The organism is Nocardia sp. NPDC052112 (genome assembly GCF_040680135.1).
In the GTDB taxonomy this organism is placed as follows: Bacteria; Actinomycetota; Actinomycetes; order Mycobacteriales; family Mycobacteriaceae; genus Nocardia.
This window is the reverse complement of the sequence record NZ_JBFAWD010000009.1, coordinates 207902-222062: the sequence shown is the minus strand read 5'-3', so window position 1 is coordinate 222062 and position 14161 is coordinate 207902. Positions and strand designations below refer to the sequence as shown.

14 protein-coding genes are annotated in these 14161 nt (G+C 65.1%); 8 read left to right on the top strand and 6 right to left on the bottom strand.

The genetic code is table 11. The features are described 5' to 3' along the window. Window positions 1–174: 174 nt before the first annotated feature. Window positions 175–801 (bottom strand): hypothetical protein, encoded by a 627-nt coding sequence (locus tag AB0L58_RS19950; RefSeq protein WP_364388657.1) that lies wholly within the window; start codon window positions 799–801, stop codon window positions 175–177. A gap of 176 nt (window positions 802–977) precedes the next feature. Here AB0L58_RS19950 and AB0L58_RS19945 point away from each other — a divergent pair, with 176 nt between their 5' ends. Genes AB0L58_RS19945 through AB0L58_RS19935 form a run of 3 tightly spaced genes read left to right on the top strand, consistent with a single transcriptional unit; the run spans window position 978 to window position 2590 of the window. Next, window positions 978–1310, top strand: coding sequence for a YbaB/EbfC family nucleoid-associated protein (locus AB0L58_RS19945; RefSeq protein ID WP_364388655.1), 333 nt, complete (start codon window positions 978–980; stop codon window positions 1308–1310). A 13-nt stretch (window positions 1311–1323) separates the two neighbouring features. Next, window positions 1324–1932: a recombination mediator RecR gene (gene recR, locus AB0L58_RS19940; protein ID WP_364388653.1), complete on the top strand. Its 609-nt coding sequence runs from the start codon at window positions 1324–1326 to the stop codon at window positions 1930–1932. 43 nt (window positions 1933–1975) lie between these two features. Further along, complete coding sequence (locus tag AB0L58_RS19935; protein WP_364388651.1) at window positions 1976–2590, top strand: LysE family translocator; 615 nt, start codon at window positions 1976–1978, stop codon at window positions 2588–2590. A 2-nt stretch (window positions 2591–2592) separates the two neighbouring features. On the opposite strand, the gene AB0L58_RS19930 is transcribed toward AB0L58_RS19935, so the two are convergent. Then, window positions 2593–3237: a hypothetical protein gene (locus AB0L58_RS19930; RefSeq protein WP_364388649.1), complete on the bottom strand. Its 645-nt coding sequence runs from the start codon at window positions 3235–3237 to the stop codon at window positions 2593–2595. Window positions 3238–3372: 135 nt separating this feature from the next. On the opposite strand from AB0L58_RS19930, the gene AB0L58_RS19925 reads away from it, so the two are divergent. Continuing rightward, complete coding sequence (locus AB0L58_RS19925) at window positions 3373–4188, top strand: MerR family transcriptional regulator (RefSeq protein ID WP_364388647.1); 816 nt, start codon at window positions 3373–3375, stop codon at window positions 4186–4188. Window positions 4189–4203: 15 nt separating this feature from the next. Next, window positions 4204–4554: a VOC family protein gene (locus tag AB0L58_RS19920; RefSeq protein WP_364388645.1), complete on the top strand. Its 351-nt coding sequence runs from the start codon at window positions 4204–4206 to the stop codon at window positions 4552–4554. A gap of 42 nt (window positions 4555–4596) precedes the next feature. Here AB0L58_RS19920 and AB0L58_RS19915 read toward each other — a convergent pair whose 3' ends face one another. Next, on the bottom strand, window positions 4597–5031 hold the full coding sequence (locus AB0L58_RS19915) for an SRPBCC family protein (protein WP_364388643.1): 435 nt from the start codon (window positions 5029–5031) through the stop codon (window positions 4597–4599). Window positions 5032–5388: 357 nt separating this feature from the next. Here AB0L58_RS19915 and AB0L58_RS19910 point away from each other — a divergent pair, with 357 nt between their 5' ends. Together AB0L58_RS19910 and AB0L58_RS19905 are read left to right on the top strand one after the other, a co-directional pair. Next, on the top strand, window positions 5389–6825 hold the full coding sequence (locus tag AB0L58_RS19910) for an FAD-binding oxidoreductase (protein ID WP_364388640.1): 1437 nt from the start codon (window positions 5389–5391) through the stop codon (window positions 6823–6825). Beyond that, window positions 6822–8138: a class I SAM-dependent methyltransferase gene (locus tag AB0L58_RS19905; RefSeq protein ID WP_364388638.1), complete on the top strand. Its 1317-nt coding sequence runs from the start codon at window positions 6822–6824 to the stop codon at window positions 8136–8138. Before AB0L58_RS19910 ends, AB0L58_RS19905 begins: the two co-directional genes overlap by 4 nt. A 22-nt stretch (window positions 8139–8160) precedes the next feature. On the opposite strand, the gene AB0L58_RS19900 is transcribed toward AB0L58_RS19905, so the two are convergent. Continuing rightward, a complete protein-coding gene (locus AB0L58_RS19900) occupies window positions 8161–11745 on the bottom strand; it encodes a protein kinase (RefSeq protein ID WP_364388636.1) in 3585 nt (1194 codons plus the stop codon). 170 nt (window positions 11746–11915) lie between these two features. Beyond that, the gene (locus AB0L58_RS19895; RefSeq protein WP_364388634.1) at window positions 11916–12419 is read right to left on the bottom strand and encodes an SgcJ/EcaC family oxidoreductase; all 504 of its coding nucleotides are present in this window, start codon (window positions 12417–12419) and stop codon (window positions 11916–11918) included. Between the two features lie 92 nt (window positions 12420–12511). Between AB0L58_RS19895 and AB0L58_RS19890 the strand changes: the two genes are divergently transcribed. Beyond that, a complete protein-coding gene (locus AB0L58_RS19890) occupies window positions 12512–12964 on the top strand; it encodes a MarR family transcriptional regulator (RefSeq protein ID WP_364388632.1) in 453 nt (150 codons plus the stop codon). 56 nt (window positions 12965–13020) lie between these two features. Here AB0L58_RS19890 and AB0L58_RS19885 read toward each other — a convergent pair whose 3' ends face one another. Then, complete coding sequence (locus AB0L58_RS19885; RefSeq protein ID WP_364388630.1) at window positions 13021–14130, bottom strand: esterase-like activity of phytase family protein; 1110 nt, start codon at window positions 14128–14130, stop codon at window positions 13021–13023. Between the last annotated feature and the right edge of the window lie 31 nt (window positions 14131–14161).

The window sequence follows — 14161 nt, the reverse complement described above, 5'->3', positions numbered from 1 at the left end:
GCCACGGCACCCTCATCGTCCACCTCGGCCGCATCGCCGAATGCACCGATGCGGACTGCATCGATCTCGCCCACCCACGGCACATCTTCGTCGTCGACTGCGGTGACATTGCCGGGGGCTGCGCATGCGCGTCCCCGGATGCCACACGCACCGCCCGAGACGAAGCCGCCGGCCCTAGTAGGTCAGCGCGAAAGTGAGCAGCAAGGTGGTCTGGAAGTAGCCGCGCCACCAGGAGTAGCCGAACCAGACATGGGGCGTGACCTCGCGGATCTCGTCGTAGACCTGCGGGGTCGGTGACGGGGCGTAGTTCAACGCCCAGGTCGGCCCGCCATCGGTGATCGCGGGTGCGGTGTAGACATCGGCCTGCCAGGCCTGCAGGTCCGCGGGGGTGACCCGGTTCACCAGAAAGCCGCCGTCGGGGCCGGTGTAAAAGGTCTTACCGATCCACAAGGCCGGAGCCACCACCTCCATGATGGGCGGCCTGGTCACCCAGCCGTTCGTGACTCCCGACGGCACCTCGCCGCGCGGGGCGGCGTGGAAGATCGCGTCCTGCTGTTCGGCCGAGCAGCGCGAGCGCAGCGAATCGATGGTCGCTGTCGGATCGTCGGGATAGAGGACGCACCCACCGCCATAGTCCACCGGCGCGTCGAGGACCTCGGAATCGACAGCCTCGGGATCGACAACCTCGGGATCGACGATGCCGGAGTCGGCGGCGGCGGGACCCGCGGCCCCAAGGAACAAACTGGGAAATCCCAGCGTGAGCACCACGGTGCCCATGAAAAGAACTCGGCTTGCGCGCATTGCTTTCTCCAGAACTAACCACACCCATACCCCGACGCTGCGACGATCGTAAGACGGTGGTGTCGCTGACATCTGGTTCACAATCGAACTGTTATCTGACGGCTCGGGGCTGCGGACACGGCGGTTTGCGCGCCCACTAGGCTGAACAACGACACTTTCCGCAGAGAGGACAAGCCGTGCAGCCCGGTGGTCAGTTCGATATGCAGCAGTTACTCGCCCAGGCGCAGCAGATGCAACAGGCAGTGATGCAGGCCCAGGCCGAGATCGCGGCGACCGAAGTGGAGGGCGAGGCCGGTGGCGGCCTGGTCAAGGTAACCATCAAGGCGACCGGTGAGATCGTCGCGCTGAGCATCGACCCGAAGATCGTCGATCCCGATGATGTCGAGGGGCTGCAGGATCTGGTGATCGGCGCGGTCAACAACGCCATGTCCAACGCACAGCAGCTGGCTGCCGAGCGGCTCGGCCCGCTGGCCGGCGGCGGATCGCTGCCGGGTCTGCCCGACTTCTGATCCGGGAACATCTTTGTACGAGGGCCCGGTCCAGGATCTGATCGACGAGTTGGGAAAGCTGCCCGGCGTCGGTCCGAAAAGCGCGCAGCGCATCGCATTTCATCTGCTCCAGGTCGAGCCGCCCGAAATCGACCGGCTGCAGGCCGCATTGCAGAAGGTGCGCGACGGCGTGCAGTTCTGCGTTGTCTGCGGCACGGTCTCGGATAACGAAATGTGCCGCATCTGTTCGGATCCACGCCGCGACCGCACCATGATCTGTGTGGTCGAGGAGCCGAAGGATGTGCAGGCCATCGAGCGCACCCGCGAATTCCGCGGGCGCTATCACGTGCTCGGCGGCGCGCTCGATCCACTCAGCGGCGTCGGACCGGATCAGCTGCGCATTCGAGAATTGTTGGCGCGCATCGGCAATCAGGAGGACGGTGTCGATGTCAGCGAGGTGATCATCGCGACCGATCCGAATACCGAGGGCGAGGCGACGGCCACCTACCTGGTGCGGATGCTGCGTGATTTTCCCGGACTATCGGTGACGCGTTTGGCATCCGGTCTGCCGATGGGCGGCGATCTCGAATTCGCCGACGAGCTCACCCTCGGCCGCGCGCTATCGGGTCGGCGGGCACTGTAGATCGCCGCTTGCGTTCGGCCGGACACGGGTTACTGTGTCGGGGATGAGCATCGAGTTCTTGCTGACCACGCTCGTCATCGTCGCCACACCCGGAACCGGCGTGCTGTTCACGCTGGCGGCCGGACTCTCCCGGGGCACAAGGGCCAGCGTGATCGCGGCCTTCGGCTGCACGCTCGGCATCATCCCGCACATGATCGCGGCCGTCACCGGTCTGGCCGCCCTGCTCAACGCGAGCGCCGTCGCCTTTCAGACGTTGAAGTATCTCGGTGTCGCCTACCTGCTGTACATGGCGTGGAATACGTTCCGAGACAAGGGTGCGCTGGCCGTGCCCGAGGCGGCGGTCGCAACGCCGTCGGCCCGACAGGTGATCACCTCGGCGGTACTGCTCAATATCCTCAACCCGAAGCTGACGATCTTCTTCTTCGCCTTCCTGCCCCAGTTCGTGCCGGCTACCGCGCCGAATGCGTTGGCGCGCATGCTCGAACTGAGCGGACTGTTCATGCTCGCCACCTTCATGGTGTTCGCCAGCTACGGTGCTTGCGCGGCCGCCGTGCGCAACCAGGTGATTTCCCGGCCCGCCGTGGTCACCTGGATGCGCCGGGTATTCGGGGCCTCTTTCATTGCCCTGGCCGGTCGGCTTGCGGTTCAGAATCAGTAGCGTCAGACGGTGATTCGGCTCCAGGGCAGGGCGTGCAGCCGGGTGCGGTCGTCGATCGCCCAGTCCCAGATCAGATCCGCGACGGTGTGCGGGTCGGTCACGGTGATACCGAAATGCTGGTCCGGGGCGCCGTCTCGATATTCGAGGGTGAAGGTCCCGGACTTGTCGCGGTAGGTCTGGATGTAGATCTGTTCGTCACGCTCGACCACCAGATACGGATTCGGTGGGGCGAGCTCGGAAACCCACTGGTCGGCAAGGACTTTCGTCAGATAGGGGAATTCGCCCGCGCCACCGTGGGTGACCAGCGCGGGCACATGTCCGGCCGGATCGATCAGCCAGGCCAGCTGCGGATCGTAGACGGCGTAGTTCAGCGGCGTCGCGATCTCGAACAGCAACTGCCGGACGAATCCGATCGCATCGTAGGGGCACGGTACGGGCAGCACCGCACCGGTCCCGGCGCCGCCGATCGGAACCGTGCTCAGGAATCCGTCCTGCTCGGGTAGTTCGGCATTGCGCCTGTTGAGCTCGGCCGCCATCGCCGCGACCGTTTCCGTCTCGGGCCTGCCCTGCTGGGTGGCCAGATACGCATCGACCTGCGCGATCGTCATCGCGACACCGGACGGCAACAAGACGTGGTCGTAACTCACCAGAACAGCGTACGGGGGATCTCGAACCGGACAGCTGATGACCATGCGCTGGTGTTATCGATCTCGGCGGCAGCGGCCGGGTGCACATCCGACCGGGTTGACTCTCCCGTAGGGGGAGGGTGTTCGCTGTCGGGTATGGCAACGACAGTTTCGATCGGGGAGTTCGCCAGGTTGACCTATCTCAGCGTGAAGACGCTGCGGTATTACCACGAGGTCGAACTGCTCGAACCGGTCGCGATCGACGCGGGGTCCGGGTATCGGCGGTATTCGATCGACCAGGTTGGGCAGGCGCATCTGATCCGTCGGCTGCGCGGGCTGGATATGCCACTGCCGGAGATCAAGGCGGTGCTGGCGGCTTCGGACACCGAATCCCGGGATGCCGCATTGCGCGGACATCTAGCGCGCATGGAAGCGGAGTTGCAGCGCACACAGTCGGTGGTCGCTTCGCTGCGCTCGCTGCTCACCCCGGCCGCGCCGCTCACCGTCGAATACCGGTCGATCGCGGCCTTCCCAGCGCTCGCGTACGTCGATTCGGTGAGCAGGGATGCGATCGGTGACTGGTGCGCGGCCGCGTATCCGCTGCTGCACGAGACGCTGGCCGCGACGAGTATCGCGCCCGCCGGTGTCGACGGCGCCACCTATTCGATGGAATTCTTCGAAAACGATGGTGGCGAGGTCGCCGCGTACATACCGATTCCGGCCGATGCGCGGATCACGCCACCGCGCGAACTCTCGGTCATCGAACTGCCCGCGCGCCGCTTCGCGATCGCCGTGCACTTCGGACCGTTCGACGATTTCGACCGCACCTATGGCGCCCTCGGCAGCCACGTCGCCGAACACGACAGTTCACTCGCCGAACCCATCCGTGAGCTGTATGTCCTGGGGCCCGGCGAAATCGACGACCCGAATGCCTACCGCACCGAAGTCTGCTGGCCCACCGGTCGGCTCTGAAAGAGGAGAACCGCAATGACACTCACGATCGGGCATATCACCTTCGACTGCGCCGATGCCGCGACGCTCGCCGGTTTCTGGTCCGAGCTGTTGAATCGCCCGCTGGACGAGAAGGCGAGCCCGGAGTTCGCGACGGTCGGGATGGCCGCAGGCATGGCACCGGTGCTGATGTTCATCCAGGTGCCGGACAAGACGCCCGGGAAGAATGTGATCCACCTGGACCTGGAGGCCGCGGACTGGCGCGATCAGATCGATCGCGCGATCGGCCTCGGTGCCAAGCATGTCGGCGATTTCGACGAATACGGCACACAATGGGCGACACTGGCCGATCCCGAGGGCAATCTCTTCGATATCGGGGCCGGATAAGGAAAAGGCCCGACGCGCCGGGTCGGGCCTTTTCCGGCTATCTCAGGAAAGTTCGCGCTGCAGGTTCGCGAGTACCTCGGCCTGAATCTTCTTCAGCCCCAATGGCGCGAAGATCCCCTCGAAGATTCCGGCGACACCACCCGCACCCTTCCACGAGGTGCGCAGTGTGACCCGCGAACCCGTACCGTCCGGCGTCACCGTCCAGGTGTTGACCAGAGTCGAATTCGAATCGCGTTCGGTCACAATGGAATCCGATACCGAGACGACCGCGTGGACATTGCGGGAACGCTTCTCGGTGGCCTGCAGGGTCCATTCGGCGACGGTGCCCGCGCCCTGGCCGCCCTCGACCACCTTGTAGTCGCGGTAGTGCGCGGAGAGGATGCGCGGACGCACCTTCTCGTAATCCGCGATCGCCTCGAGTGCGCGCTGCGGATCCGCCGCGACGGCGATCGAACTGCTGGCGCTGACCTGTCCCACGATGAGCTCCTTGTCCGGCTGCTGACCTTTTTCGCGCGACCTGCGAGCAGTCGCTACGACTGCCTATATCCTGCCCTGTCCGCACCACTGTGTGGCGGCCAGGTCGGTCCGAACGCCGCGATGTTGATCACCGCGCGCCGACCGGTCCGCACTGTTAGGCTTCTCGATCAGATTGCGCTGGAGGGGATCCATGCGATACATCGTGCGAAGCGGGTGTTCGAAACCGCCCGGAATACCGCCGGACTGACACGGCGAGTCCTGGGTATTCCCGATGCAACAGAAGCGTGACATTTATCCCTCGTCGGTGACCTCGCAGTGGCTTGTGTTACCGGTGCGTACTAGCGTCGAGGAGTGGCAGTGAGTCTGTTGGGGAAGGCCGGACACGCATCGGCCGCACACGAATCAGGGTTCGCCGCGCATCGTGCGGGTGTGGACCGACTGTTGGCCAGTTACCGCGCGATACCTCCGAACGCCAATGTGCGACTGGCGAAGAAGACCTCGAATCTGTTCCGGGCCAGGGCCAAGAACACCGCTCCCGGCCTGGACGTTTCCGGCCTCGCCGAGGTCATCGCGGTGGACGCCGAGGCCAAAACCGCCGACGTCGCCGGAATGACCACCTACGAGGATCTGGTAGCCGCGACATTGCCCTATGGGCTCGCCCCGCTGGTGGTGCCGCAGCTCAAGACGATCACCCTCGGCGGCGCGGTCACCGGACTCGGCATCGAATCCACCTCGTTCCGCAGCGGCCTGCCGCACGAGTCGGTGCTGGAGATGGATGTGCTGACCGGCGCGGGCGAGATCATCACCGCGACACCGGATGGCGAGCACGCGGATCTGTTCCGCGGCTTCCCGAACTCCTACGGCACCCTCGGCTACTCGGTCCGCCTGAAGATCGAACTGGAGACCGTCCAGCCCTATGTGGCACTGCGGCACGTCCGCTTTCACGACCTGCGCGAGCTGGAATCCACTCTCGCTCAGATCGTCACCGACAAGGCCTACGACGGTGAACGCGTCGACTACCTCGACGGTGTGGTTTTCACCGCCGACGAAAGCTACCTGACGCTGGGACGCCAGACCGACGAACCCGGCCCGGTCAGCGATTACACCGGCATGGACATCTACTACCGATCCGTCCAGCACGACTCCGACCGGCCAAAACGCGACCGGCTGACCATCCACGACTATCTATGGCGCTGGGACACCGACTGGTTCTGGTGCTCGCGCGCCTTCGGCACCCAGAACCCGAAAATCCGCCGCATCTGGCCGAAGCGCTACCGGCGCAGCAGCTTCTACTGGAAGCTCATCGCACTCGATCACAAGTACGATATCGGCGACAAACTGGAGGCCCGCAAGGGCAATCCGCCACGCGAGCGAGTGGTGCAGGACATCGAGGTCCCGGTCGAGCGGACCGCGGATTTCGTCGAATGGTTCCTGCGCGAAATTCCGATCGAACCGCTCTGGTTGTGCCCGCTGCGACTGCGCGAGAACGGCGCAGCGCGGGCGGGGCGTCCATGGCCGCTGTATCCGCTGCAGCCGAACCGTACCTACGTCAATGTCGGATTCTGGTCCGCGGTGCCGACTGTCGCAGGTCAGCAGGACGGCAAAGCCAACCGCGCGATCGAGCAGACCGTCACCGAGTTCGACGGGCACAAATCCCTGTACTCGGATTCGTATTACGGCAAGGATGAATTCGCGGCTCTGTACGGCGGCGAGACCTACACCGATTTGAAGAAGCGCTACGACCCGGACCAGCGACTGCTGGATTTGTATTCGAAGGCGGTGCAACGCAAATGACTACATTCAAGGACCGTTCCGATGTCTTCGCGGACCTCGGGACAAAACTCAGCATTGCCGAGATCTTCGAGACGCTGATCGACGGCGAGGTTCCGATTCGGCTGACCGCCTACGACGGCAGCGTGACCGGACCGGAGGATTCGGAATACACCCTGGAGATCAAATCCCCGCGCGGCATCAACTACCTGGCCACCGCGCCGGGTGATCTCGGCATGGCCCGCGCCTACATCTCCGGCGATATGACCGCCACCGGCGTACATCCGGGCGACCCGTACGACATTCTCAGGGCGATGGACGGGTTGAAGTTCCGTCGTCCGTCGGCGCTCGCGCTGGTCACCATTGCCCGCTCGCTGGGGTGGGAGCGGCTGAAGCCGATCGCGCCGCCGCCGCAGGAGACGCTGCCGCGCTGGCGCCGGATCGCGCTGGAGGGCCTGCGGCACTCCAAGACTCGCGATGCCGAGGCCATCCACCACCACTACGACGTCTCCAATACCTTCTACGAATACGTCCTCGGCCCGTCGATGACCTACACCTGCGCGACTTACGGGGACGAGAACTGGACCCTGGAACAGGCCCAGGAAAACAAGTACCGCTTGGTCTTCGACAAGCTGCGGCTGAAGGAGGGCGACCGGCTGCTCGACATCGGCTGCGGCTGGGGCGGCATGGTGCGCTACGCGGCCAAGCGCGGCGTCAAGGTCATCGGCGCGACGCTATCCGCGGAACAGGCGGAGTGGGCGCAGCAGAAGATCGCCGAAGAGGGTCTGTCCGACCTGGCCGAGGTGCGGCATTCCGACTACCGCGATATCCCGGAGGCCGGCTTCGACGCCGTCTCCTCGATCGGCCTGACCGAGCACATCGGGGTACACAACTACCCGTTCTACTTCGACTACATCAAGGGCAAGCTGCGCGACGGCGGCCTGTTCCTGAACCACTGCATCACCCGACCGGACAACACCCGCACCACCAAGGCCGGTGATTTCATCGACCGCTACGTCTTCCCGGACGGCGAGCTGATCGGCTCGGGTCGGATCATCTCCGAGATCCAGAACATCGGACTCGAGGTGATCCACGAGGAGAACCTGCGCGAGCATTACGCGCTCACCCTGCACGAATGGTGTAAGAATCTGGTCGCCAACTGGGATGGCTGTGTCGCGGAGGTCGGCGAGGGCACCGCGAAGGTGTGGGGCCTGTACATGGCCGGTTGCCGACTCGGCTTCCAGCGCAATGTGGTTCAGCTGCATCAGGTGCTCGGCGTCAAGCTGGGCCCGAACGGCGAATCGGGTCTGCCGCTGCGCCCGTGGTGGCAGCCGTAACCAGCAACCGATGCTGCCCGCCCTAGCCCAGGAGTTCATCCAGGAATAGGGCGGGCAGTGCCGTTTCGCCGGACTGGCCTGGCGCGGATCGCATTTCGGTGCGCACTACGCGCAGAATTCCGAGCACACCGGGGCCCGCATCCAGCAGCGGCATGGTCCAACCGTGTTCGGCGCAGGTGGCGGCCGCGGGCAGCAGCAGTCCGGTGGCCTCGCCGACCCAGCCCGAGGCCGCCAGACACTCGGCGAGCAGCAGTACGGTATCCAATTGCGCACGGGGACGACCCTGTTCGACCATGCGGCCGTGCAGCGCGCGGGCCCGGCGCACCGCGCGATCATCGGTGCGCAACTGACGTTCGGACAGCAGTGCGCGGATCGCGGCGATCTCCTCCGCCTCGGCGGCCAGCGCCGCCGCGCCCCTCATCCGATGGGTCTGGTGGATGGTTCCGGAGATATCCGATTCGTATCCGGTCACGGCATCGGCGACCCGCCGGGCCGCGGTATCGGTGAGCAGTCCCAGGCGCAGCCGCTCGGCGCGGATATGCGCGGCGAGCCGGGCCAGCCTGTTGTCGGCGGCAATTCGATCACCCTCGTCGAGCCGGACGGTGGCGGTATACAGATCACCCAGCGCGGCCTTGACCCTGGCACCGACCACGAAGGTGGAGATGAGGAAGTCCACCGGCCCGATCCGGGTGACCAACTGATGACTGTCGTCGAGCAGCCGATCGGCGATATCCAGCTCGCCTCGGCGGTAATTCATTTCGCCGAGCAGCGCCGCGGCCACCCGCACCGCATGCGAGCGTGGTCCCGATTTCTCCCGCGCGGTCTCCCAAGCCTGCTGAAAACAGCTTGTGGCAGCGGCGATATCGAGCTGTTCATAGGCTGCGGCACCTTTTCCGCACAGTCCGAACACCTCGCCGAGCGGATCCTTGGATCGGGCATGATACGGCGCCGCCCACTCCTGGATTTCGCGCGCACCGTCGAAGTCGAATTCGCATAGTCGCACGAAGGAGGTCAGATTCGCGGCGGTCGATACGGTCCAGGCCGGTAATTCATCGGGCCTTTCCAGGCATTCGGCCACCCGGTCGAGCACTCCCTCGGTATGGTCACGCGCGATCTGATCCGAGGCCGCGAGCACCGCGGCCTGGCAGCGCTGCCGATCCACCTCGGCATCGGTGGACGACCCGCGCGCCAGCACATTGGACAATCGGCCCAAGGCCTGGCGCGCCGCACTCGACTCCTGCAGATTCACATTCGCCCTGGCCACGGCCATCAGCAGTTTGGATCGCGAAGCGACCTGCTGCACCGGCAGTTTCGATACCGTGCCGAGCAGCGTCGCGAGGCGGGACTTATCGATGAGGTCCATGCCGCCGCTCTCGAGCAGATCCAGCGCCATCTTCAGATCTGTTGCCGCGAGCGCGTGATCGACCGACTTGCGCAGCAGTTGATGTTCGGCGTACCAGCGAGATGCCTTGCGGTGCAATGCCTTCAACTTGCCCGGATCGGCTCGCTCCAAGCGCGCCCGCAGCAGTTCGGCGAACAGCGGCTGCATCCGGAACCACTCGGGATCGTGGGCAATGCGCCGGACGAACAACTCGCGCTGTTCGGCCTGCTCCAACATCGATTCGCCGTCCGGCTCGTCCGACAGCGCCGAGGCCAGCGAACCGCAGACCCGCTCGGTGATCGAGATCGAGGTCAGGAAGTCGAGCATCTTGGGTTCGAGGGTGTCCAGCACGTTTTCGGCGAGATACTCGCGGATGCCGTTACCGCCCTCGGCCAGATTGGCGATCAAACTATCCGGATCGGCTTTGCCGCGTAACGACAAACTCACCAGTTGGACCGCGGCGGGCCAGCCGTCGGTGGCGGTGCGGATCTCCTCGATTTGGTTATCGGTGAGCGCGAAGCCGTTGCGCTGCACCAGGATGTCCTTGGTCTCCGCCGTGGTCAGGCGCAGCGCCGAGGAGCCGATCTCGACCAGTTCGTCGTGCACCCGCATCCGGCTGGTCGGCAGACCCGACTGCTCCCGACTGGTCACGACGAAACGCAGATGGTGACATCCGTTGTCCAGCAACGCATCCATCGCCCGCCGCGCGCCCGCATCACTGACCCGGTGCCAGTCGTCCACGATCACCACGACGGTGGTCCCGCTGGCGTGGATCTCATCGATCAGCGTGGAGATGACATAGGCGGCCGCATCGGCTGGCCGCTCCTCGAGCACCTGATCCAAACCCTCGCCGATATCCGGGCGGACCCGACGAATCGCCTGAATGAGGTGGGCCAGGAACCAGATCTCATTGTTGTCGTCCTGGTCGATGCCGAGCCAGGCCACCGGGACCCCGCCCCCGGTCAGCTCGTTGCGCCATTGCGTGGCCACCGTGCTTTTACCGAAGCCGGCCGGTGCGTGGATCATGGCGAGCCTGCGGCGGCCACCGGCGCGCAGCGTATCGAGCAGGCGCGGGCGCGGCACCGGATCGCGGGCCGGGGTGGGCGGGCGGAATTTCGTCGTGGCCGTCGGCGGTAGTGAATGCGCGATCGGACTCGCGTTGCCGGGATGCTGGGAAACCGCGGGACGCAATGTCAACGGCCAACTGCGGCGTGCGGTCACGGCAGCTCGCGCCACCGTCGCCTCGGTCGCGTTCTGCTGGTCCGCCTCGTCCGGCGTCACCACCGAGGTATCCAACAGCGCCATCTCATCGGGCATCTGATCATGGTCGTACTGCACGGTGCGCAACATCTCACCGAACTCGAACGCCGAGGCGGGCCGGCTATCCGGATCGGTATCCATCGCGTACTGGATGGCGTCGGCGACATCGTCGGGAATGTCGTGGCCGTGCAGATCGGGCACCGGCTGGGTGGTGATCCGCAGGAATTGCGCGACCACCTTCTCCCCCGACTGCCGTTCGAAGGCGGCATGGCCGGTCAGCAGGGCGAACAGCGTGGAGCCGAGTCCGTACACATCGGAGCGGACGGTCGGCTCGTCGCCCTTGAGCACCTCGGGCGCGGTAAAGGCGGGTGAGCCCGTGATCAAACTGCTCGAGGTGCGGAAACCGCCGGGGATCCGGGCGATTCCGAAATCCGTCAGCTGCGGTTCGCCGTATGCGCTCAGCAGGACATTCGCCGGTTTGACGTCCCGGTGCAGGATCCCGGCCCGATGCGCGCTCTCGATCGCGCCCGCCAGCTTGACCCCGGCGCGCAGGGAATCCGCCCAGGTGAGCGGCCCTTGTTCTCGAATGACCTGCTCGAGCGAACCCCGGGTGCAATAGGGCATCACGATGAACGGCTCACCGGTCGGAGTGACATCGACCTGCAGGATGTCGACGATATTCGGATGGCCGGACAGCCGCCCCATCGCCTGCTCCTCGCGCAGGAATCGTTCACGGCTCTCGGCATCGATCTCCGAGGAGAGCACCTTGACCGCGACTACCCGGTTCAGTGCGTACTGGACACAGCGGTAGACCACACCGAACCCGCCCCGGCCGATCTCGACAGCATCCGACAGGCCCATCGCCTCCAGCTCGTCGACGATCACGATGGGCGCATGTCGCTGTGTGTCCGATCCGGCCGGAGTCGATTCGGTGTTTGCCTTGCCCGAACGCATCTGTGGATTCACGTGACCACCTCGAATTCGCATCGAATCGGCGTCACCGGCGATCAAGAAGCACACGGACATCGGGCATCACGAAACGATCTCGCGATGCCCGAAATGTCTGCGCATACTCCAAAGTAGCGCGGTATCAACCCGAGTGGGTGGGCTTTCGAAACAGCGCGGTTGCGACCGCCTCAGCGTTCGACGGCCGGGCGGGCGGCGGGGGTGGACAGGTAGGTGATGCGCGCCATGAGCTTGTTGCGCTTGGTGTTCTGGAAGGCGGCGATCAGCCAGCGGCCGTCACGGCGGACCAGGGTGTAGGTCTGTGTCTTCGCGAGCTGGTCGAGGCTCTTCGGCTTGCCCTTGTAGGTGTCGCCGTGGCTGTTGACCACGGCGGTATCCGGACCGTAGAAGCGGATGTCGACGATGTCGTCGGCCAGCCGGGTGCTCTTCAGGACGCTGCCGAACAGGGCACGGTGCGAGGCGACGATATCGGCGCGGCCGCGGTAGAGGGTGCCGAGAAAGCTTGTGTAGGTGGCGTCTTCGGTGAAGACCGACCCGTAGGCGTCGGCATCGCCGCGACCCCACGCGTCGACCAGATCCGCGAGTACGGCCTGGATCTCCCGGTGGTCATTGCTGTGTCCACCCGTCGCCCGCCCGTCGCCTCCCATCGAATCGCTACGTGGTGCTGTGTTCATCTCGGTCCTCCATGCTAGATTTCTTCTTGAAAGAGCTTTCTTCGCCAAAGCAGTCTCTTCGTTGAAGAAGAGATTAGAAGATGGAGGTATCCGTGTCAACACCGCCGATGCGCCCGGACGCGAGCGAGGTCTACCGCCGCTATCTGAGCGCGGTAATGCTGCACGGACAGGCGGGCGCGCGCGCCGTCGACCTGGGCGCGACCGATCTCTACGCACTGAACATCCTGGAACTCAACGGCGCCATGACACCCGGCGAACTGGGCGCGCGCAGCGGACTGACCACCGGCCCGACCACCCGCCTCATCGATCGCCTGGAGGACGCGGGCTATGTGCGGCGCGTCCCCGTGCCCGGCGACCGCCGCAAGGTGATCGTCGAATTGATCGACAAACCGGCCGATCTCGACGAGATCCTGGCCCCGGCGCGGCGCGCCATCGGCGAAATCATCGGCGGCTACTCAGCCGAACAGCGCGAAGTGCTCTTCGACTACTTCACCCGCGCCGCCGACGCCTACTCCCAGGCCGCCGAGGATCTACGTCTCAGCTGAACCACATCGCCCGCCACCGCGAAATGCGCTGGCGGACTTCATCTTCGAATAATCCCCTACCGGACGGCCAGTGCCACGATCTGAGTGACCTGCATATCCGAGAAGTTGTTATCACTGACCAATACCAAGGTGCGCTCGCCCGACGGTAGGCGCGGACCCCAGGTCATGCCCTCGATATTGTCGATGGGGTCGAGCCCGAGGTCGGCGAGGTCGACCAGCAAGCGCTTGGTGACCGGTCGGGCGGTGCCGAGCGACGCATCGAGGATATTCGTCGCGCCATTGGTATCGGCCTCATAGATCCGGATCTTATTGCCGACACCGAGCACATAAGAGCGTTCCAGGACAAGGAATTTCGTGGGGTCGAGCGGATCGGCGGCCAGGATCGAGGCGATGCCGTTCATACCCTGGCCCGGCTCGGGACTCGACTCCGCGAAAACCGGCTCCATCGGGTAGGCGTATTGCGCGAGCAGCGGGCCGAAGCGCGCCTGCACCGTAATACGTGAAGTGGCACCGGTTTTCACCGTTGCGACCGGACCGTCTTGCAGCAGCGGGCCCTCGACGCAGGTCACGAACAGTGCGCCGCCCGCCGCGAAAGTAGCGCCCTCGAGCGCGAGATTCTGACGCGGGCCCGTGGCCGGGCGCATCCGCTCGTTCTCCGGAATCGGAAGTTCGGCGACGAACGTGCCATCCGGGTGGGTGATGCGGACCGAGGGGTCGGCGAGGACGGAATCGGTGCGCTCCCCCTCCTGTGTCCAGTAGTAGTCGCCGGTCCACGGGTCGACCCGAATCTCCTCCGGATCCAAGGACTTCGCCGCGTACCGCGCGCCGTCCGGGGTGCGCAGCGGGTGGGTGCCGGTGAGTGCCACCGGACCGACGCCGCCGTCGTCCACGCCGAACCGGGCGGTGTAGAACCGCGCCGGATCGCGTTCCGATCTGTCATCGCTGATCAGGACATATTCGCCGGTACCCGGTTGGAAATCGATACCGGACAGGCCACCGACAGTGGTGCCTCGGAAGTCCGTGCCATACGGAATGAGCTGCTGGCCGAGCAGACGCACCGGTGCCGTATCGGAGGCGATCGGCGCGGGCGCGGCATTGGCCGCCGGGCCGATGACAGACGCGACCGCGATGGACGCTACCAGCAGGGACCGTTTACGTCTGACCACAATCAGCCACCGTATCGACGAGGTCGATCGT

Bases quoted from the DNA above. Each gene is read 5' to 3' on its own strand.
- AB0L58_RS19925 (WP_364388647.1), top strand. From the start codon at position 3,373: ATGGCAACGACAGTTTCGATCGGGGAGTTCGCCAGGTTGACCTATCTC.
- AB0L58_RS19935 (WP_364388651.1), top strand. From the start codon at position 1,976: ATGAGCATCGAGTTCTTGCTGACCACGCTCGTCATCGTCGCCACACCC.
- AB0L58_RS19895 (WP_364388634.1), bottom strand. From the start codon at position 12,419: ATGAACACAGCACCACGTAGCGATTCGATGGGAGGCGACGGGCGGGCG.
- AB0L58_RS19905 (WP_364388638.1), top strand. From the start codon at position 6,822: ATGACTACATTCAAGGACCGTTCCGATGTCTTCGCGGACCTCGGGACA.
- AB0L58_RS19920 (WP_364388645.1), top strand. From the start codon at position 4,204: ATGACACTCACGATCGGGCATATCACCTTCGACTGCGCCGATGCCGCG.
- AB0L58_RS19950 (WP_364388657.1), bottom strand. From the start codon at position 801: ATGCGCGCAAGCCGAGTTCTTTTCATGGGCACCGTGGTGCTCACGCTG.